Below are 20,402 nucleotides of genomic sequence, written 5' to 3' on the forward strand. Positions count from 1 at the left end.
CTCTCATGCATGATAACGCTATAGTATGCAGCTGAATGAAAGAAGGTACTCACATGTAGTGTGACTTAATTGAGTAATCTTTATATATAGACTGGAGGTAGATACAGTGTATGCTAGATTAACAAAAAAGCTTGCAGGTAATCCTGCGATTAAATGGTTTTCTGGACACGTTGAGCAGAGTTAGGATTCGATTTACCACCATCCTATTGCTGGTGGTTAAAAAATTATGGCAATGGGCAGCTGAATGGTGGATCTATTCTCTCAATCGGCCCACCAGCATACAGAGACATCAATGATCATGATATTCTCTATATACATCGTCTTAACTTGGCTGACGAGGAGTGGTGTAAACAATTTCCGAATAGATTGGATTTATTTATTCCAGACTCTGACGAATTGTACTTCTTTGATCGTTCGTCTAAAGATGAACACGGCGAATTTCCAGTTATGTGCTATGACTAATGAATGACATGATCTATGAATATGCCTCTTCTTTCTCAGAATTTCTTGAAAAACTGATTGATGAGCGTAGTCAATAGTATGAGTTGCCTTATCTATGGGCAACTCACAACTCGGAAAATTCCTCTTTCAAACGCTTACGAAATTTATCATCTGTAAGAAATTTCAATTGAAAACTATTCATACTATTTGAGAGCTTAATCTGCTCCATTGTATTTAAGTTGTTAGCGAAAAAGGCTATTTCTGTTTGATTTCCATCTTTATCTTCCGCATAGGCTGCTAGTGTTAACACAAATGCCGTCGATCCTCCCTTTTGACCAGCATGTTTTAACCATGCTTGATTTCTAGGATTCTGCATCAATTGCTCCAACACGGGATCTAAATATTTATGTACTTCTGCGCTAAAGAAATTTTTACCATTCAATTTTTCTAAAATAGAGATGTAATCACTTGTTGTGGCCCTTATTAAACGATCAGACCATATCTTTTGAAAATCCATATTGAGCATTTTTTGAGCTTTTGTTTTCTCCTCAATTGTTAAAGGATGTTCTATCCAATTCGAATGAATAGCCAATGCACGCTCACGATATTCAACCATATCCATTTTTCGCAAAGCAGTTAATGTTGCTTTTTTCGTTAAATTTTTTTCCTCCATCAAGTGAATGGGAATATAAAGTGCACTTACAATTGGATACAAAGGTTCATGATCCTCTACATTTAACTGTGTAAGCACATCATTAATTATTTGAAAGTCTAATACATGCATTAAATATTCCGTATTTGCATTGGAGCTATAGGCAATCATGCCATTTGCTACTTCACTTAAAGGTACACTATCTGCACCCTGAAGGTTTAACTGCGCCAACCATGCTTTATGTGCGCCGCCATCTGTTTTAGGAATGTAGAATGCCTCTAACTCCTTTAGATTTACTTGCTCTTTAGGATTAATACGGCCATCAGCTGCTTGTTGCGCATAGGCGATGGCTACGATTATTTTAACCGTACTTGCTAACGGTAGCTGTTCCTTGGTGTTTAGCTCCACCCAATGTTGTTGATTATATTGAATGGCTACGGAAATATTTTTATCCTCTTTATGTTCCTTGATAAATTGCACGATATATTCAGGATCGTTCTTCTTGATTTCTTTTTGAAACTTCCAAAAAATAATGCTACATACAAAACCTATACAAACCAAAACACTGCCAATCATCCAATACAACTTTTTCATATTCATCCCTCCATCATTCAGCTGCTTCTAACAACCATTGCTGTAATACTGTAGACGACTGGTTATTTAATCGTAATGCTATTTCTGTTTTTATTTCTGGAGGCATCACTTCAACAAGTATGCATACAGAATCCCTTGCTTGATTCACCTCGAATAACTCTTCTTAGCACAAACTAATTCAGCTCCAATTGCTCGATGATATCGATCGTTGACATACCTCTCCTCCTTAATGAATTAGAGAAGCTCGTAAATTGCTAACCCCATTTTCTAAATATCCTTTGAGGCACGTTAATGTATAGACCCAACCCTCTTTTTGGCCCATCATTTTTGTCACAATTTCTGGGTCATGTGCATTTAACCCAGATTCTACAACAGTAATAATTGTTTCACTTTGTGATTCTTCAAAAGTGATGGTAACCATTGTCACTTCACCATGCTCTTCTCCCCAAACAAACACAATTTTTTTATTCATCTCCATTTCAAGCACAGTGATCACACCCTCTGCACCATACTCCTCATATTTAAGCGTGATTCTTTTACCTTCTGCCCATCTTTCGGAACTGCTAGAAAACCAATAATGACCGATTTCAGTAGGGGAAATAATGGCTACAAATACTTTATGGGCTGGTTGATTGATTTTTAGTTTCGTCGTCACATCCGTATTTATCATCCTTCATCATCCTTTTTCATATTGTCTATCTACACCTTCGCCGAAATTTTCCATTAACCTTCCTTCCTAATAAAAATTCACTAAAAAAGGTGCGATTCTCCTAATGGAATCGCACCTTGTCACTTAAAGTATTTTTTTATTATGAACAGTCAACTGAATATCTGCTACATTGTCGATAAAATTTTTATCATGTGTGACAAAGATTATTGTTCCCTCATAAGCAGCTATAAATTGTTCAAGGGCTTCGAGTGCTTGAATATCTAAGAAATTAGTTGGTTCATCCAACAGCAAAATATTATAATTTCCTAAAAATAGCCGACAAAGCTGAAGGCGTATGGCCTCACCACCACTAAGTGTGATAATTTTCTTTTGTAAATCAGTGCCAGCAAACTGCATGGAATGAAGTACGCTTCGTAATAAACTTTCATCATATTCAGAGCGATTCTTTAAAAATTGTAGCACTGTTTCCTCACCAGCAAATTGGTAGCTCATCTGATGAAAATAACCTATTTTAGCCTTTGGAGAAATAGTTATTCCCTCACCAGTATTAGCTATATGTTTTAGTAATGTACTTTTACCACTACCATTTTTACCCTTAAGCGCAATTTTTTTACCTAACGGGATTTGGAAGCTGACCTCGTGTAATAGTACCTTATCTTGAGCATATAAAGTGAATCGATCTGCCATAATGGGATACTTATTATGCAATGCCAAGGCTTTTGATTGCCGAAAAACAATTTTTCTTTCCTCCTGCACCGCTTCTACTTTTTGAAGCTTCCCTATCCGATGTTCGATAGCTTTTGCTGCACGCTGTACAGCTTTTTGACTTGTGCCTTTGGACTTTGTCATAAACATACGATTAGGTTTAGCGTTAGCCTCTCTTTTAGACATATTGCCTGCCTGAGCAATCTTTTCAGCTTTTTTCATTTTTTCATCTACAGCTTTTTCAAGTCTGCTCTTTTCTTTCAAATATTGATCATGAGCCTGATTTTGTTGATCTTGCTCTAATTGCTTTTGCATGGCATAATTGCTGTAATTTCCTGAGTAGATCGTTACCTTACCACCATCTACCTCCCATATCGTTGTAACCAGCTCATCTAGTACAGCACGATCATGGCTGATGAGTATGAGGGCCCCATAATAATAACGTAATTCATCTAATAAAAATGAAATTCCAAGTTGATCCAAATGTGTTGTCGGCTCATCAATAAGCAAAGCTTCCTCATAAGAAGTAAATAATTGTGCTAGCTTTAATCTTGTTTGCTCTCCACCACTTAATCCTTCAGAATACGTAGGTACTGCTAATTTCCCTAATAACTGTGGATCGGCCTCTATTAACGTTGGTGCCTTCATCTGTTCAAAATATCCGAAATGAACATGACTTTTCAATTTCCCACTTATCGGTTGTATCTTGCCAGCAAGTAACTTCATCAACGTACTTTTACCTACACCATTTTTGCCAACGATACCTATCCGGTCAAATTGATGCACAGCTAATTTTTCAATATTTAATAGTTCTTTATCTAAATAAGTAACGACTACATTCTCTAACTCAAAGCAAACCTTTTCCATATTGCTACCTCCCGAAATTGATCATTCCGTATCGATAGCGATGGTATCGATACGAGCTTTTAATCAAAGCTCGTATCAAAAGAATAATAGACTATACATTTCACTTTCCTCCCTACATTCAATAAAAAAACACAGACAATTTGCCTGTGATGTAAAGTAAAAGAGATTGATTGTAAGACAAGCGTCTTTTTTCTCATGATGATGAAGATGATTAAAAAAGGACAGACTATCCCATTTACTCTGGTGTACAAAACAGAGTTTGGCCCTATTCAGTTACTGGTTCAACATTGGGAAACGTAGTCTCATAGCATGTGTCATTTTTTAATAACCCTCCTAGCAGTGTTACGACTATTATAAATTTTAGCTATAATATGTCAAGTTTCCAAAGTTCTCTCTAAAGACACACTAATTACTGTCGATATATCACAAATGAACATTCCAAAAAGTATATCATTTGGTGAAAACCTGATATAGTATGGAATTTAAGAAAAAATAAAATTTGATTTGGTGGTGTTATGTGAATGAAGAAATACGTTATCGATATTTTAATGATTATGCTTGGATCACTGCTTTTTGCCCTAGCAGTTAACTTATTTGTTATTCCTAATGATTTAGGTGAAGGTGGCGTAACAGGCTTAACGATTATTGCTTATTATCTGTTCGGATGGTCGCCAAGTATTGTCAGCTTTGTTATGAATGCAGCTTTACTTATCGTTGGTTATAAATTTTTAAATAGACAAACAACAATTTATACAATCATTGCGGTCTCATTCCACTCTTTATTTTTACATTTAACAGAAACGTGGTCTATTTCTTCAGATGAGATTATCGTCAATACAATTTTTGGTGGCGTATTTGCAGGAGTCGGTATTGGCTTAATTATAAGAGTTGGTGGTACAACAGCAGGTTCTACAATTTTAGCGAGAATCACTAACAAATATCTTGGATGGAGTATTAGCTATGGACTTTTATTCTTCGATTTAATTGTTGCTTTTTCATCTTATTTTATCATTGGTGCGGAGGCATTAATGCTAACAATTGTTATGCTGTATGTTGGTACAAAGGTAATGGAGTTTGTTATTGAAGGGGTTAACCCTAAAAAGGCAGTTACCATTATCTCCAAAAAACCAGAAGACATTGCTGGACAGGTAACTGCTTATATGAATCGTGGGGTAACTGTACTATCAGGTCATGGTTATTATACAAAGGAACAAAAGGAAATCCTGTATATTGTTATTAGTAAGCAAGAAGTTGTAAAGCTTAAAAAAATTGTCAAGGAAGTAGACAAGGACGCATTTATTGCCATTCATGATGTAAGGGACGTTTTCGGAGAAGGCTTTATTGAATTAGCAAAATCATAAAACAGTCAAAACACCTTTTGTAGATAACAACAAAAGGTGTTTTATATTGTTGAAAGATTTCACGAGCAGAAAAAGAACCTTTGGCAAAGCGAAGGGTTGATTTCCGCTCCCCAATTAGAAGTAGCTTGGAACGGATATTCATTTTCACCTTTCACAAAAACTCTATTGGTGATTTTGTTTTTCTATTTACCTATTTCTATCAATCTGTAAGGAGCTTTCGATAATACTGTCTAATAGTGCTGAATAGCTGATCCCCGCTGCAAGGGCACTTTTTGGTAGGAGGCTATTTTGCGTCATGCCAGGCAATGTATTAACCTCCAACACATAAGGAACGCCATCCTTAATTAACATATCTACTCTTGCATAGACAGTGCATCTTAAAGCCTTGTAACTGATCATCGCAGCCTTTGCAACTCGGTCGTGAATTGCAAGTGGTAGTTCCACAGGCTCCTCTACTGTAGAAGCATCGTCATATTTTGCCTGGTAGTCAAAAAATACTGCTGTATGTTTGATTGACAGGATTGGCAATAGCTGTTCATTAAGGATGGGGCATGTAATTTCTTCGCCAATCAAGTACTGCTCAATAATGATTTCGTTATCCCACTTAAATACCTCTGTAACTGCAGCTAATAAGGCACTCCGGTCATGGACAATTTGAACACCCACACTAGAACCACCAGCATTTGGCTTAACTACAAGTGGATAACCCATAAGCTCTATATCCTGTAAGGGCAACTCCTCTCCTTTTATGAGATGCACCCAATCTGGCGTTGCAACACCTTCATATCGAAGGATTTTTTTAGCCATATTTTTATCCATGCACAAACTACTTGCTAGAAGACCGCTTCCTGTATAAGGAATACCCAACGTTTCTAGCACCCCCTGAATCGTACCATCTTCCCCAAACTTACCGTGAAGTGCTAACAAAGCCACATCAATATCACCCACCTTGTCAATTACCTCTTTGTTGTTATCTAATGTGATGGCCACAACTTCGTATTTTTGCTTATCTAATTGAGTGACCATTTCCTTACCTGTCATAATGGAAACCTGCTTTTCAGAGGAAGTACCACCCATAATTACGCCAACCTTCATTTTTTCAACTCCTCATAACGTTTTTCAATGTATCACCAATGATTTGAATACCTCGAACAATATCGTCATCTGCTAAACGAGAAAAGCCTAAACGAAATGTATGACTACCTCTTCCATTTGTATAAAATACATCACCTGGATAAAATACCACGCCCTTGTCATAGCATTTCTCAAGCAACAATCGTGCATCTACGTCCTCTTTTAGTTCTATAAAAAGGTGAAGCCCCCCATCCCCTGTTATCCTGCTATAGGGAATGTATTGCATACAAGCTTGACGGGCAAGCTCATATTTTTTCTTGTAAACAAATCTTGCTTTCTTTAAATATTTTTCAAAGTAACCATCCTGTAAATATTGATATAACACTGCCTGATCCAGTGTTGATGTATGAATTGTTCGAGCTCTTTTCATACTTTCCAAGCTATCAATTAACTCCCTATCTGCTAAAATCCAGCCAACACGTAAGCCAGGGAAAAGAATTTTAGAAAAGCTACCAATATAGACAATGTTATTACCTATACCGCTAAAAGCGATTAGTGGTGCCAAATGCGAGCTTGAATACCTTAATTCCTCATTAAAGCCATCTTCTATAATGGGTATTTGATATTTGGAAAAAAGCTGAAAAATAGCACTCCTTTTCTCGGAGGAAGTGACAATTCCTGTTGGATTATGATAGGACGGGATAAGATAGGCAAAATCAAAGTCCTTATCTGCTAATGTTTTTTCCACCTGTTCCATGTCAATCCCGTCATCTTGCATATCGATGCCATGTACGTCTAACCCATGCAAACGGAAAAGCTTCAATGCTGCATGATGTGTAGGATTTTCACATAGTACACGCCCTGATTTTTTAGCTAAAGAGGACAATAAAATATCTAGACCTTCTGTAAAACCATTTGTAATTAAAATATCTTTATTAGAAATGTCCACACCTTTCATCTCCATATAGCTAAGAAGGTGGTCAATTAAGGGCTTATAGCCCTTGGCATAGCCATAGTTTAAGACAATATCTCCTTCAATGGACATCCTTGTGAGAAATGCCCTTTTGAAATTTTCAACATCAAAAAGCTTTTCTTCTGGAGCTATACTAGTAAATGAAATCATGCCTTTTTTCCAGTGTATATCTTGTCGTATTAAATCAATTTCATCAGCTAATAAAGTTGTTTCATTCAGCCTTTGTTTCCAATCTATTTCAATAGAAGAAGTTTTCAATGTAGTAACCTTTCCGATAAAATGCCCTTTTCCTTTCACTGCATAGATGATGCCATCTAGCTCTAATTCGGCATATGCGTTCAGCACCGTGTTTCTACTGACCGCTAATAACTTACTAAGTTCACGGGTAGATGGAAGCTTTTGATGTTCCAACAGATGCCCCTTGACAATCATGTCTTGAACATAATCCTTCAATTGTACATAAACTGGTCGTTCATCCATAAGCTTAAAATCACTAAACACTTCCTAACCCCCTTGCTTCATTTTTGCATAAACCCTGATAACCAAAAAGGTCCACACATTATGTAATTTCCTGTTAGAGTGGTTGCTCTTCTTTCTATCATATTTCAATATGGTCATAAGCATAAAAAGAAAACTCCTCTTTTGAGAAATATATCAGCAAAAAAGGAGTTTTATTATTATTTTAAAATATCATCCAGACCGTTTTCCTTTTTATCAGGACATACTAAGGACACCACAACTCCAACAATTAAGCAAATAAAGAATGTCGCTGCCTTGGCTGACACTACAGCCTCCATAGGTGACAGGGACCATACAATCGCACTAATAAAACCGACAATAATTGTAGCAATAACCCCAATGCCTGACACACGTTTCCAGAAAAAGATTAAAAGGATCACAACCGAAAATGTATTGCCAATCCCTGCCCATGCAAAGGATACTAAGCTATAAATTACAGAACCTGATTTGAGTGAAATCATAATACCCACAATCCCACTAATAACAGCCACTAGACGCGAAAGGTGAACTAATTTTTTGCTAGAAATATTCCAACGTAATGTTTTATGAATTATGTCCTCACTTATCGATGTTGTGATGACTAACAATTGAGACGAAGCCGTTGACATAATAGCTGCTAAAATACCAGCCACAATAATTCCTGCAACCCAAGGCGGTAAAATTTCAAATACCATATGTGGCAATATCATTTCAGGATCTTCAATAGAACCTTGCTTATACAAAGTTGAGGCGAAAATCGCAGATAAAAAGGCACCCACATAGACAATTAATGTCCAAATAATCGCCATATTACGGCCAGTAATTCGCTCTTTTTCAGTCGTAATAGCCATAAAGCGAGAGCTCAATTGAGGTTGCCCCCCAAGCCAGCCAAAGAACCAGGATAGATTTGTAAATAACATCGCCCCTAAGGCAAGTCCATTTAAGCCTCCAACCCAACTATCTGCACCATTGCCCATTTGAGCTAGCTCTGTTGAAATGCTTAAACCTTGATGTTGAATTTCCATATAAGCAGCAATTGGAACAATAACAAACGAGATCAGCATTAAAAAACTTTGGATTGTATCTGTCCAAACAACGGACATAAACCCCCCCATACATGAATAGGCAATTATTATTGCTCCAATAATAATTGTTCCCCATGTGATGTTGAATCCTGAGAATGAATAAATCGTTTTACCCATCCCAGAGAATTGAGCTGCTAAATAGCAAACAAAGAATAATACCATTACTGCAGAAGCTAACCAACGAATTATATCTGCGTGCTTTGGAAATTTAACAGCAATATAATCTGTTAGGCTATTCACCATATATTTTTGTTGCTCTGTCATAAAGCGCTTTGATAAAAATAGCCATGACACAACAACGCCTAAAAGCATGCCAGATAAAATCCAAATGCCTGACAGCCCAGCCACATAAATAAAGCCAATTGCCCCTAAAAACATATAGGCGGATTCACCCGTTGCGCGCTCTGAAAAGGCTAACGCCCAGCCCGGTAGTTTATTTCCCCCTAGAAAGTAATCATTATGTGATAAATCTTTTTTACTGAAGTAAATCCCTACTCCTAGCATAGCGAGTAAATAGACAAATATTTCAACATAAACAATTGTATGCATATACCCAAAGTCCTCCATCTGATTAATCTAAACAATCCCAATTGGTTTTATCAGATAATAGTTCGGGTTTTTTTAATTGTCAATAACTAATTTTGTAAAAAGGAGGCAAAGTATTTCGATATTTCTACAAACTTCAAAGCTCCTGGAGAAAGATGAATACTGTGTTTGTGTGCAATTCCAACCTGTCTAACATATGCTTGATAAAATTTTTTTCTAATCAGGTTACTTGGTGCATGTAGTAAAAGGGAGTTGGGCACAACAGAAATGCCTAAATTTTCATTGACCATTGTCAAAATGACTTGATCAACTGATAATTCATAGACTACATTGGGATGGATTTTATGTTTAGCTAAAATCCTTGATACATCTCGATCAATCGTACGTTTAGGCATAATCCAACGTTCATCCTGCAATTGCTCTAGAGAGAGCCTTTCTTCCTTCGCCAATGGATGTTCCTGTGCCATAATGCAAACAAGCTCATCATTAAAAATCGCATCGAATACAAGATATTTAGAATTTGGCTGCACTAAAAAACCGATATCTACAACGCCATTATGAAGCCATTCTTCGATTTGATCATAATCTCCCTCCATCAAACGTATTTCTAGGTCTGGATAATGCTGTTCGAAATACGCTAAAACCTTTGGTAATAAGACCAAGGAAACACTTGGTAGAATACCAACCGATAACATCCCACCAATGAGATTCTTTAAATTTGCTACAGAGGTTTCAAGCTGCTGTTGTTGCTGCAATATTTTTGAGATGTGTTCGTAAACAATTCTCCCCTCACTCGTTAAAACAATATTATTGCGGTTTCGAATAATTAGAGAAAGCCCTAATTCTGCCTCTAAATTACTAATCGTATGACTGATTGAAGACTGTGTGAGATTGAGCTTTAAGCCTGTTTCTGTAAAATTTCCTGTATCGATAAGTGTATGGAACGCAATATATTGTGCTAATGTAGCCATGCTATTCTGCTCCTTTTATGATTTTTTTTCATATTCGATTGTGTAAATATTCATTTGATTTAAATTACTAGCCACCTCTATAATAAAAATAAAATCCAAGTAAATCAATATGATTTGTTAATGAGGGGGCTCATAAAATGGCAGAGGACAAATTAATGATGAAGGCTTTATCTATGGACATAATTACCGCAAAAATGTTTACAGAATTACATCTCTCCATTACAGAGCAGTATGGCGAGCATGGTCGGAGATTAGTACAAAAAGGCTTAGATGCGTTTGGTTTAAAGGATGCTGAAGCAATGGCGAAAAAAGCAACAGCAGAAGGGGAAAATCATACTTTCTTTGAATACTTACCCCAAATCGTTGTAGGTGAAGAGAAATTTGCCGATTTAACACCGTTTGCTCGATTTTCTAAAATGTTTGCACAGATTGCCAAGCAAGTTGTAGATGAATATGGTGAAGCTGGTGAACAAGTGATTATGCGGGCAGTAGAACGTTTTGGTCATAAACGAGGCCAAGGTATTGCTCAACGTGCTCGCACAAACGGTCTAGAAAATTCCGTGGAGCATTATTTAACTAACTATGATATGGGTCGTAGTGATTTGTTTGAAATCGATACAGTTTATAAGGAAAATGAGGTTGAACAAACGTTTACTCACTGCCCATTAGGTCAACAATGGGCAGATGATGATATGGGTAAATACGGCATTTTGTATTGTAAAGTCATCGACCCCTCTATTGCTAAAGGGTACAATAAAAGCCTAGAGGTGGTACATGATCAATTTGTTTTACGTGAAGGACAGTGCCACTTCCAATTCCAAATGAAAGAGTGATGTCATGATTAACGGAGTTAGGCTCGTACAGCATCTTCAAGACTTAAGTCAAATTGGTCGTAATGAAAAGACAGGTGGCATTAACCGCTTCTCGTTCACACCAGAAGAAAAGCAGGCAATTGAGTTAGTCACAACTTATATGGAGCAAGCAGGTATGAATGTCACAATCGATGCAGTTGGAAACCTTATTGGTACATATGGTGAAGGAAATGAAACCATTATGCTAGGTTCTCACATCGATACAGTACCAGAGGGTGGCAAATATGATGGAGCATTAGGGGTGCTAGCAGCTATTGAAGTGGTACATACTATGCATGAGCAACAGTTGATACCCTCTAAAAAAATTCAAGTCGTCGCTTTTAAGGATGAGGAAGGCACGAGATTTGGCTTTGGGCTTCTTGGCAGTAGTGCAATGGCTGGTCTTTTAACAGAGGAGCAATTACAGCATACAGATGAAGCTGGCATTTCCATCGAAGAAGCCATGAAAGATTTCCATTTATCACCTTATCCTTTAACACAAGTGCATCGTAATGACATAAAAGCTTATTTAGAAATGCATATCGAGCAAGGAAAAGTGTTAGAAAATGAAGACCTACCAGTCGGTGTTGTCACAGGTATTGCAGCCCCATTATGGCTAGAGGTAACCGTAACGGGTGTCAGTGAACATGCTGGTGCAACACCTATGCCGATTCGTCAGGATGCTCTAACTGCAGCAAGTGAAATGATTTTAGCTATTGAGCAACTATTAAACAATACAACAGATTCCGTTGCAACGGTTGGTAAGCTAACGGTCTCTCCAAATGGGACAAACGTTATACCAGGTAAAGTTACGTTCTCGATTGATCTTCGTGATATTGACGAAAATAAAGTAAGTGCATTAGAGCAGGAAATTATGCAACAGCTTCAACAAATTGCTGAACGAAGACATGTCTCATTGGCTTCCAAAGTATTACAGCGCATTAAGCCTGCAAAAACCGATGCCTTACTACAACAGCAACTTACTACAAGTATTGAAAAGCAAGGTATACGTCCTTATTCTCTCATAAGTGGTGCTGGGCATGATGCAATGAATATAGCTGAAATTGCCCCGATTGGAATGCTATTCGTCCGCTCGAAGGACGGCATTAGTCATAATCCATTAGAATACAGCTCAGATGAGGATATTGTTGTAGCAACTAATATTTTTTATGATACTGTTGTCGAACTCTCTAAATAGCCCATAATATAGAAGAAAGCCATTCTCTAAATTGTTGAGAGTGGCTTTTATAGAAAGTCTTTATTCTTCGCCTTAGCAATAGTATTTTGAATGAACGGTTCCTTTTTCTTGGTATAGGTTTGGCGATCATACTGAAAGTGAACAGCAAGCTGTTCTTTTAACGTTTCATATTCATCCGCCGTTTGAGCATTTAATCGAAGATAATCTCGGAACAGACATTTGTCAATCCATTCACTACTGTTATATTCACATATATGTAAATGACATGTTCCTTGGCCCCATAGCCCTTTTCTAAAAAATCTTCTTCTATCCATTAGCTCAGGTTTAGGAACATATTCATACCCAATTATTCTTAAAGCCTCTATTAATTCCGAGACTCCTTCTATCCTTTGGACTCCTAGAAGAATATCAATAATGGGCTTAGCCTTTAAACCTTTGATAGATGTGCTACCTATGTGCTCAATCCCTAATATTGCAGGACCAATAGCTTCTTGTATACTCCTTTTTTCATCTAAAAATTGTCCTTCCCAATTTGGATCATAGTCAGACAATACCACTTCAATTTTTTTCATGTGTCATTCACCTCACTTTTTTGAAATAAGCCAACTATAAATAAAGCGTATTTACCTTAAAATAATAAATCTATTTCGTTTTTAAATTTCCCTTTATATAAGAAGATCTCTCTATATTTGATTGAACTGGTTTCATTTTAGCATAAGGAATATTATCTCTTTTAATATGATATAGTGTAATTATGGTTAATTTTCCAAAATAATTGAAAGGGGCTATAAAATGGAAGAGATTTTAACAATTACGAATTTAACGAAGAGTTATGGAAACAAGGAAATTTTGAAAGGGATTGACCTTCACGCAGCTAGAGGTGAAATCATCGGTTATATCGGTCCCAATGGCGCGGGTAAAAGTACAACTGTAAAACTTATTCTAGGGCTAGAAGGTGATTATGGTGGCGAGATTAAGCTCTTTGGGAAAAGCATAGGACAAGACCAAATTGATTATAAACGGCGAATTGGTTACGTCCCTGAAATCGCTGATGTTTATGATAACTTAACAGGCTATGAGTATTTAACCTTCATCGGCCAGCTATATGGATTAGAGCTAGAGGAGGCGGCTGACAAATCCAAATCACTAATGGAACTGTTTGGAGTTGGTGAAGCATACCATTCTAGAATTTCTTCCTATTCTAAAGGCATGCGTCAAAAACTACTAATTATTGCAAGCCTTATACATAATCCAGACCTGCTATTTTTAGATGAACCAATCAATGGCCTAGACGCAAACAGTGTCATGATTTTTAAAGAAATCTTAACGCAACTAGCTGCCAATGGAAAGACTATATTTTACTCATCACACATTATGGATGTCGTTGAAAAAATCAGTAGCCGCATCATTTTGCTGTATGATGGAAAAATTGCAGCGGACGGAACATTTGCCCAATTACAAGCAGATAATACTGAAGGAACATTAGAAAGAATTTTTAACCAGTTAACAGGATTTCATGAACATCAGGAAATCGGAGAAAAATTTGTGTCCGTCGTTCGTGGGGGACAATTATGACAGATTTCAAAACGCTACGATTGCTTGATAAGTTCCGATGGCTTTTTATAAAAATGGGCATTGATTATGACATGATGAGAAAAATCCTCCATATAAAATTAACAATGGATGAACGGAAAGTACCTACCCTATTTAATCAAAACAAAAAGAAAGACAATCAAAAGTATGGCTACATTAAGTCTCTATGGATTTATATGTTATTCGGGCTTATACTCATCCCGCTTATGGGATTTGGTCAAAATTTTCTATTTCAGATGAGTATCGCCTTTGCAATGATCATCTTTTTGATTATGACTTCATTGATTTCTGACTTTTCTTCTGTGCTTTTAGATGTACGAGATAAAAGCATACTTTCAACTAAGCCTATTTCAGCTAAAACAATTAATGCAGCAAAATTTATGCATATTTTTATTTATTTATCCTATTTAACATTGGCCCTAACAGCCATCCCTCTAATAGTCAGCCTTTTTACTCAAGGTATTGTGTTTTTTATTTTAACAGGTCTTGAGATTCTATTAATGAATTTATTTATAGTTGCCATCACAGCCATTTTATATATTGCCATTTTACGCTTCTTCGATGGTGAAAAGCTGAAGGATATGATTAATTATGTACAAATCGCTTTATCTCTAATGCTGATGATTGGCTACCAAGTTCTTATTCGATCCTTTGAATTTGTCAATTTAGATATGGTAGTGTCGTTTCATTGGTGGAACCTCTTCTTAATACCGATGTGGTTCGCTGCCCCTTATGAACTCATACTGCATGGTGACACATCCTTATTGACCGTCATTTATACCATCTTAGCAGTGATTGTACCTATTATTTCGATTTGGATCTATATTAAACTCATACCAACCTTTGAACGCAATCTCCAAAAACTGCTAAGTACAAGTAAGTCTAAAAAGGAAAAGAACAATCGACTAAAGTCGTTTTTATTAACCATTGTGTGTAGAACACACGAGGAACGAGCTTTCTATCGCTTCGCAGCTCTGATGATGAAGCAAGAGCGAGAGTTTAAGCTAAAGGTCTACCCATCTTTAGGCTTTTCATTTATTATTCCCTTTATTTTCATGTTTACTTTTAGCAGAGGGGAAGAAGTCGATTATGCTAGTAGTATGAGCTATTTAAATATCTATTTTAGTATGATGATTATACCATCCGCTGTCCTTATGCTTGGTCACTCTGCTAAATATAAGGCTGCATGGATTTATAAAACGCTACCGCTTAAAGATTATACAGATTTACAAAAAGGTAGCTTAAAGGCATTTTTAATTAAATTGTATACTCCGTTATTTTTAGTACTAAGTATAGTCTTTAGCTATATTTATGGTATTCGAATTATCCCTGATTTACTAGCTGTTTTGGTAACAAGCTGGTTATATACCATCCTTTGTTTCGTCATGATGACAAACAAATTACCCTTTACCAAACCCTATGATGAAGTTAATGATGCACAAGGCTGGAAGATTCTTTTGTTATTGCTCCCTTTAGGTTTACTTGTAGGGCTGCACTATATAATAGCTAGTCAGATAACATACGGCTCTACTATATATTTCATTGTGCTTTTCTTCATCAACATCTTGATATGGAAACTGGTTTTTAAATCGAAAAAATAAACCAAAAAACGGCTCAAATCCTATAATAGAGTGGGATCAGCCGTTTTTTCCATGCCATGATGTTTAAAAGATAAATGCAACGATTTCTTCCTCACCGCTTTTCATATCTTTTATTTTATACATATTTTGATTGACCTCGTTATCTCCTAATACAATAACCTTCGGTGTGTTTTCACGATTGGCTTTTTCCATCGCCTTTTTCACTTTTTTCCCACTTAGCTCAACTTCTATCTTATATTTTTCTCGCCGTAATGCAGTTGCTAGCTTTAGTGCCTCTTTTTCTGTTCCCAGAGGAATAATATAAATATCCACGCTATGAGCGTTTTGCTCTATTTTTCCCGAAAGCTCTAGTGCTGTATAGATGACATCTAAACCAAATGAAATACCAACAGTAGCATAGGTTTGATTTGTCTCTAAAAGGCCACCAATAGCATTGTCATAGCGTCCCCCACTACCAATACTTGAGCGGATTGTTCCATCTGCTAAAAAAATTTCATAAATTGTTCCTGTGTAAATTTCAAGTCCCCTCGCTAAAAATGGATTGAAAATACATTGGTCACTTATTTCAAGTGCCTCTAAATAAGAAGTTAATTCCATTAATTCCTGTAAACCTTGTTGTAAAAAGACATTCTCGGTCGCGAATCCTTCAAAATACGCCATACTTATTTGAGGACGTTCATCTAAAAAGTGCTTTATTTTATGAATACTATTATCTGATAACCCCAATGCCTTCAATTCTGCGAGCATTGTTTTCTCGTCTATTTTTTCAATCTTATCTAATGTTAAAATAACTCGATTCATTTGTTCCTGTTCAACCTCAAATAATTGCAGTAAACCAACTAAAAGCTTGCGATTATTATATTGGAGATTAATTTTAAGTTTAAGCTGATCAAAGGCATCTATCGCCATCATCATTAGCTCCGCCTCAGCAGCCTGTGATTCTACCCCAACAATATCTACATCACATTGTGTAAATTCGCGAAAACGACCAGCCTTGATGGGGCCATCTCGAAACACTTTGCCAATCTCATATCGTTTAAATGGCATAGCAATCGCTGGATTCATCGCTACAACTTTTGCAAATGGAATTGTTAAATCATAGCGTAACGCTAAATCTCGCTCACCTCGATCTGTTAATGTATACATCTCCTCTAAAATCTCAGCACCACCAGCATATTTAGAAGCCATCAACTCTGTATAGTTAAGAATAGGTGTTTCTAACGGCTTGCAGCCATAGGCTATAAATGTATCTTCTAACGTACGTCGTATCACACGACGAGTAGCCTCTTGCTCTGGTAAATAATCTTGTGTTCCTCGAACATTCTGATAGTCCATTTTTTTCATCATAAGCTCCTCCTCATTTTTTGAGCAATAAAAAAACCGTATAACGATAAAGCTTCAAATCAGCTTTATTTATACGATTACATGAGAAATAGTCTTCCTATTCAATATTAATAAGTTAATAAGGATAGCAAGACTAGTGATGATGATGATGTTTTATTGTGAATGATTGGACAAGAGTAATGACCATGTTTATTCCCCCTTTTATATTAAGGGTTACTATAAGACACACCCAATAGAATGTCAAATTTTTTCTAAAATTCACACAGTATTTTTTTCATTTTTTCTAGAGTAGCTAACATTTCAGCTAACTCTTCAGTTGTTAAGTGAGCATGGTACTTTTCTGTAATCTGTTGATTAAAGGCTTCGACTTCCTGTTTATATAATAGACCCTTCTCACCTAATTCGACAGAAAAGGCACGCTTATCCTCCTCATGCTGCCTTTTCATTATATAGCCATCCTGTTCAAGCTTGGTTAATTGCTGACTCACTGCACTTTTTGTAATAGCCATTTTATCTGCTAGTTCTGAAGGCGAGCAGGATGGATGACGCATTACTAATGTTAAAAGAACATATTGCTGATTATTTAAGGAGAAATTAGTATAAGCCCTTTCCATTTTCTCAAGCATGATCCAAATATCTTCAATGGTTTGATTTATTTGCTCTGCTACCTGGTTATTCTTCATTTTTTTGAGTGTCACCTTTTTCTCGCCATTTTTTAGGATTTAGATAGCTTTTAAATTTGTTGGCTACTTCTTTTCCAACAAGTAAAGCACCAAGCCAAAATAAGATTTCAGCCATAATAATACTTCCTGGTATAATCCCTGCCTTTACTTTTGTAGGTATCGGTGTGAAAGGTGTAATAATTGGGATTAACCATAAAGAAAGTGAAAAGATAATAATGCCTAATCCAAGCTTATAAGCAAAAGATTTTTGTGTTTTTTCGTTAGAGGTCATGTATCTTCTCCTGTAATAATTAATTTATTTAAGTTAACTAAACTATATGATACATTTCTTTTTATGTAAAGCTTTTTAATCTTTATAACAAAAATTCCCATCTATTTGACTAGTGAGAGTCAAATAGATGGGATTACTAATTTAGTTATTTTCCAAATGTAAGGGGTATACGTAGCTCATCATTTGGCTTGTTAGTTAAATATTTATAAATGAGAATTTCTAGCTCCTCCTTGTCAAAATTCTCATAAACATCCATTCTTTTATTATTTTCAAGAATGCCCATAAATTCAGGCGTCCCATAGATTTCTTCTTTACCCTCTAAATAATAGGTTTGATTGACTCCAGCAAACCCTGGATCAGGGCTTAATGATTCCACATAAAGGTTATTGTCCTTCATATAATACGTCCATGAAATTGGATACCCTGCTATATTAGATGTTACACTTTGAGGCTTTGCTGATATGTTCGTTAATTGGATTGAATTATCGTCTCCGTATAAACCTTCAACACGGTTCTTAGCAACGAAAGTTAAAGGTTGATTTTCCAAAGAAGCTGCATTTAGTCCAACTATTTCAAAGCGCAGCTCTGTTTCATTAGGATTTCCAACTTTACCCGAAATATATCCAGTCAATAATGTTCCACCTATATCCAGTTGATAATCCATATAAGGGAAAGTTTCGTATTTTTCTTGAGTAAGAACTAATCGAACTTGGGTCGGTGTAACCGTCATTTCATGAATTTTAGTGCCACCAGGCACATTGTCAATTGGAATATCTAATACTTGCTTAAATGATGTATTTTCCAGTTGTGTTTTAGAGAGATTTAGTTGCATATTCCAAGTGCTTTCTTTTGTTTCTAGTATGCGGTTATAAGAAATTTGGAATTTAGTTCCCTCTTCTTGTAAGGCTTCAGACTCGAATAGTTGCTGACTAAAATATTCTCCTTTTGCTCCCTGTCTTCCCATGAAAGATTTTTTCCCTGTTTCAATTGAATGATTCGTATTATTAATCGCCTCAATGAATATCCCTGTATTTCGGACTTTTAAATCTGTAAGTGTAACTGCCGTTTTAAGCAATATTTTACCCTTATCTTGTGCAAAAGATTGAATAGACACTGTGTCAACTCCGTCCTTTTGAATAGGGAACACTTGCGTAGTTAAGTCATTTGGATTATAGTCGATAGAATATTTTTTATCGCTGATGAATTGAATATTCTCCATCATAAGCTCCACATCTGTCATCTGTCCTTCAGCAACCCAATCCGTTTCAAAATAACCCTGAAAGGTACCAAGCTCCTCATTCCAAGAATGTGTATAATTCCCTTCAATAAAGTTACCCTTTGAATCTTTAAGCCCGGTATGTTCAAAGCCTATATCCTCTCCATCCCAAGAGGCATCAGGTTTCAAACTATACAAAAGAAAGGTTCTGTTATCATCGATAAACGCCGTATGTACGGTCAACGTAAACCCATCCTTCGTAACAGATTGTTCAATCGTCTGCCCTAAGCCCTGGTCTAATGCAGACTGAATACCAGCTCTATAAGATAGAATAGTTGACCAATCATAGTTCAGTGCTGCATAGACAGGTGTAGCCATTAGAGCGACAGCTAATCCTGCAACTAAAACAAATCTCTTTCTTTTTCGAGGTAGAAGTTCGATCGGTTCATTTACCATTTTTAGTTCATCCTGCTGGATACCATTCCACATTTGTTCAAAGTCAGGATACTTCATGTTATGGTCTGCGTTCATCTCTTTTTTCAATTTCTTTTCAATGCGTTCCAAATTGATTCTCTCCCTTCAACCATAAATTTTGTTTTTGTTCTAGTTTTTTGCGCATGATTTTCAATGCCTTATGGAGTCTCGATTTCACCGTTCCCACTGGAATCTTTAGCGTTTCCGCAATTTCCACTAATGATAGCTCACCAATGTAGCGGAGGGTGACAACAGCCATTAACTTTTCTGGTAGCTGTCTGAGTAGTGCCTCCCACTCCTCCTCAGCTGCCTTCTCCAGTACAATGGTGTCTACAGATTTAACTGATGCCGTAGTTTGCTCCTGTAGCAACTGTACCTGACTCACTTTTTTTAACTGAGCCTGCTTTCTTTTAAGCAAATTTAAACATTGATTCATCGCAATCCGTAAAATCCAAGCACGTGTATGCTCTACACTTCTCCAATCCTGACGAAAGACGGTGACAAATACATCATGGCAGAGATCTTCCGCATCTTGGGCATTCCGTAGCATGTAATAACAGGTACGGTAAACATCTTTGTTGTATGAATCGAATAATTCACGTTCTGTCAATCCAAGGCACTCCTTTCTGATGGTTCTACGTTATAAACAAATGACTACTTGAAAAGGTTCATTTTTTTAAGAATTCATATACGTACTTTTTTAATTTAGTGTTTATGTAAAAAGATCCAGTTAA

Annotated in this window: 20 protein-coding genes and 1 pseudogene; 6 read left to right on the forward strand and 15 right to left on the reverse strand. The window is 36.5% G+C overall.

The window, feature by feature from the left end; all coding sequences use genetic code 11:
- Nucleotides 1-237: 237 nt before the first annotated feature.
- Nucleotides 238-462 (forward strand): annotated as a pseudogene (locus tag QH639_RS06215) (SMI1/KNR4 family protein); the annotation flags it as partial.
- Nucleotides 463-565: 103 nt separating this feature from the next.
- Here the strand turns inward: QH639_RS06215 and QH639_RS06220 are convergent.
- The 5 genes from QH639_RS06220 to QH639_RS26475 form a co-directional block, all read right to left on the reverse strand.
- Nucleotides 566-1,687, reverse strand: coding sequence for a serine hydrolase (locus QH639_RS06220; protein ID WP_281115820.1), 1,122 nt, complete (start codon nucleotides 1,685-1,687; stop codon nucleotides 566-568).
- Between the two features lie 13 nt (nucleotides 1,688-1,700).
- Nucleotides 1,701-1,835, reverse strand: coding sequence for a DUF4303 domain-containing protein (locus QH639_RS06225; RefSeq protein WP_217492442.1), 135 nt, complete (start codon nucleotides 1,833-1,835; stop codon nucleotides 1,701-1,703).
- Between the two features lie 78 nt (nucleotides 1,836-1,913).
- Complete coding sequence (locus QH639_RS06230) at nucleotides 1,914-2,357, reverse strand: SRPBCC family protein (protein WP_281115821.1); 444 nt, start codon at nucleotides 2,355-2,357, stop codon at nucleotides 1,914-1,916.
- 123 nt (nucleotides 2,358-2,480) lie between these two features.
- Complete coding sequence (locus QH639_RS06235; RefSeq protein WP_281115822.1) at nucleotides 2,481-3,929, reverse strand: Msr family ABC-F type ribosomal protection protein; 1,449 nt, start codon at nucleotides 3,927-3,929, stop codon at nucleotides 2,481-2,483.
- 273 nt (nucleotides 3,930-4,202) lie between these two features.
- A complete protein-coding gene (locus QH639_RS26475; protein ID WP_112118014.1) occupies nucleotides 4,203-4,247 on the reverse strand; it encodes an erythromycin resistance leader peptide in 45 nt (14 codons plus the stop codon).
- A 203-nt stretch (nucleotides 4,248-4,450) separates the two neighbouring features.
- Here QH639_RS26475 and QH639_RS06240 point away from each other — a divergent pair, with 203 nt between their 5' ends.
- Nucleotides 4,451-5,290, forward strand: coding sequence for a YitT family protein (locus QH639_RS06240; RefSeq protein ID WP_036079667.1), 840 nt, complete (start codon nucleotides 4,451-4,453; stop codon nucleotides 5,288-5,290).
- Between the two features lie 186 nt (nucleotides 5,291-5,476).
- Here QH639_RS06240 and QH639_RS06245 read toward each other — a convergent pair whose 3' ends face one another.
- The 4 genes from QH639_RS06245 to QH639_RS06260 all read right to left on the reverse strand — a co-directional run bounded on the left by QH639_RS06245 (nucleotide 5,477) and on the right by QH639_RS06260 (nucleotide 10,437).
- The gene (locus tag QH639_RS06245) at nucleotides 5,477-6,385 is read right to left on the reverse strand and encodes a D-alanine--D-alanine ligase (RefSeq protein WP_131521006.1); all 909 of its coding nucleotides are present in this window, start codon (nucleotides 6,383-6,385) and stop codon (nucleotides 5,477-5,479) included.
- Between the two features lie 4 nt (nucleotides 6,386-6,389).
- Nucleotides 6,390-7,838, reverse strand: a complete 1,449-nt coding sequence (pdxR, locus tag QH639_RS06250; protein WP_131521007.1) for a MocR-like pyridoxine biosynthesis transcription factor PdxR — start codon at nucleotides 7,836-7,838, stop codon at nucleotides 6,390-6,392.
- A gap of 176 nt (nucleotides 7,839-8,014) precedes the next feature.
- Nucleotides 8,015-9,469: a sodium/proline symporter gene (locus QH639_RS06255; protein ID WP_131521008.1), complete on the reverse strand. Its 1,455-nt coding sequence runs from the start codon at nucleotides 9,467-9,469 to the stop codon at nucleotides 8,015-8,017.
- Between the two features lie 86 nt (nucleotides 9,470-9,555).
- Complete coding sequence (locus tag QH639_RS06260; RefSeq protein WP_131521009.1) at nucleotides 9,556-10,437, reverse strand: LysR family transcriptional regulator; 882 nt, start codon at nucleotides 10,435-10,437, stop codon at nucleotides 9,556-9,558.
- A 137-nt stretch (nucleotides 10,438-10,574) separates the two neighbouring features.
- Between QH639_RS06260 and QH639_RS06265 the strand changes: the two genes are divergently transcribed.
- The gene (locus QH639_RS06265; RefSeq protein WP_131521010.1) at nucleotides 10,575-11,270 is read left to right on the forward strand and encodes an L-2-amino-thiazoline-4-carboxylic acid hydrolase; all 696 of its coding nucleotides are present in this window, start codon (nucleotides 10,575-10,577) and stop codon (nucleotides 11,268-11,270) included.
- A 4-nt stretch (nucleotides 11,271-11,274) separates the two neighbouring features.
- The gene (locus QH639_RS06270; RefSeq protein ID WP_131521011.1) at nucleotides 11,275-12,486 is read left to right on the forward strand and encodes a Zn-dependent hydrolase; all 1,212 of its coding nucleotides are present in this window, start codon (nucleotides 11,275-11,277) and stop codon (nucleotides 12,484-12,486) included.
- Nucleotides 12,487-12,533: 47 nt separating this feature from the next.
- On the opposite strand, the gene QH639_RS06275 is transcribed toward QH639_RS06270, so the two are convergent.
- Nucleotides 12,534-13,058, reverse strand: a complete 525-nt coding sequence (locus QH639_RS06275) for a GrpB family protein (protein WP_131521012.1) — start codon at nucleotides 13,056-13,058, stop codon at nucleotides 12,534-12,536.
- Between the two features lie 220 nt (nucleotides 13,059-13,278).
- Between QH639_RS06275 and QH639_RS06280 the strand changes: the two genes are divergently transcribed.
- The gene (locus QH639_RS06280) at nucleotides 13,279-14,061 is read left to right on the forward strand and encodes an ABC transporter ATP-binding protein (protein WP_066037934.1); all 783 of its coding nucleotides are present in this window, start codon (nucleotides 13,279-13,281) and stop codon (nucleotides 14,059-14,061) included.
- Entirely contained in the window at nucleotides 14,058-15,680 is a 1,623-nt protein-coding gene (locus QH639_RS06285) for a hypothetical protein (RefSeq protein WP_066037933.1), read from the forward strand. Before QH639_RS06280 ends, QH639_RS06285 begins: the two co-directional genes overlap by 4 nt.
- 63 nt (nucleotides 15,681-15,743) lie before the next feature.
- Here the strand turns inward: QH639_RS06285 and QH639_RS06290 are convergent, their stop codons facing one another.
- The 5 genes from QH639_RS06290 to QH639_RS06310 all read right to left on the reverse strand — a co-directional run bounded on the left by QH639_RS06290 (nucleotide 15,744) and on the right by QH639_RS06310 (nucleotide 20,278).
- On the reverse strand, nucleotides 15,744-17,024 hold the full coding sequence (locus QH639_RS06290; RefSeq protein WP_131521013.1) for a histidine--tRNA ligase: 1,281 nt from the start codon (nucleotides 17,022-17,024) through the stop codon (nucleotides 15,744-15,746).
- 251 nt (nucleotides 17,025-17,275) lie between these two features.
- Nucleotides 17,276-17,707 (reverse strand): MarR family winged helix-turn-helix transcriptional regulator, encoded by a 432-nt coding sequence (locus QH639_RS06295; protein WP_048393972.1) that lies wholly within the window; start codon nucleotides 17,705-17,707, stop codon nucleotides 17,276-17,278.
- Entirely contained in the window at nucleotides 17,697-17,978 is a 282-nt protein-coding gene (locus QH639_RS06300) for a transporter suffix domain-containing protein (RefSeq protein ID WP_048393970.1), read from the reverse strand. Before QH639_RS06300 ends, QH639_RS06295 begins: the two co-directional genes overlap by 11 nt.
- 145 nt (nucleotides 17,979-18,123) lie before the next feature.
- Complete coding sequence (locus QH639_RS06305) at nucleotides 18,124-19,758, reverse strand: DUF4179 domain-containing protein (RefSeq protein WP_281115823.1); 1,635 nt, start codon at nucleotides 19,756-19,758, stop codon at nucleotides 18,124-18,126.
- On the reverse strand, nucleotides 19,745-20,278 hold the full coding sequence (locus QH639_RS06310; protein ID WP_048393966.1) for an RNA polymerase sigma factor: 534 nt from the start codon (nucleotides 20,276-20,278) through the stop codon (nucleotides 19,745-19,747). The genes QH639_RS06305 and QH639_RS06310 overlap by 14 nt, the downstream gene beginning before the upstream one ends.
- Nucleotides 20,279-20,402 lie beyond the last annotated feature (124 nt).

The organism is Lysinibacillus sp. 1 U-2021, from assembly GCF_029916965.1.
GTDB classification, from domain to species: Bacteria; Bacillota; Bacilli; order Bacillales_A; family Planococcaceae; genus Lysinibacillus; species Lysinibacillus capsici.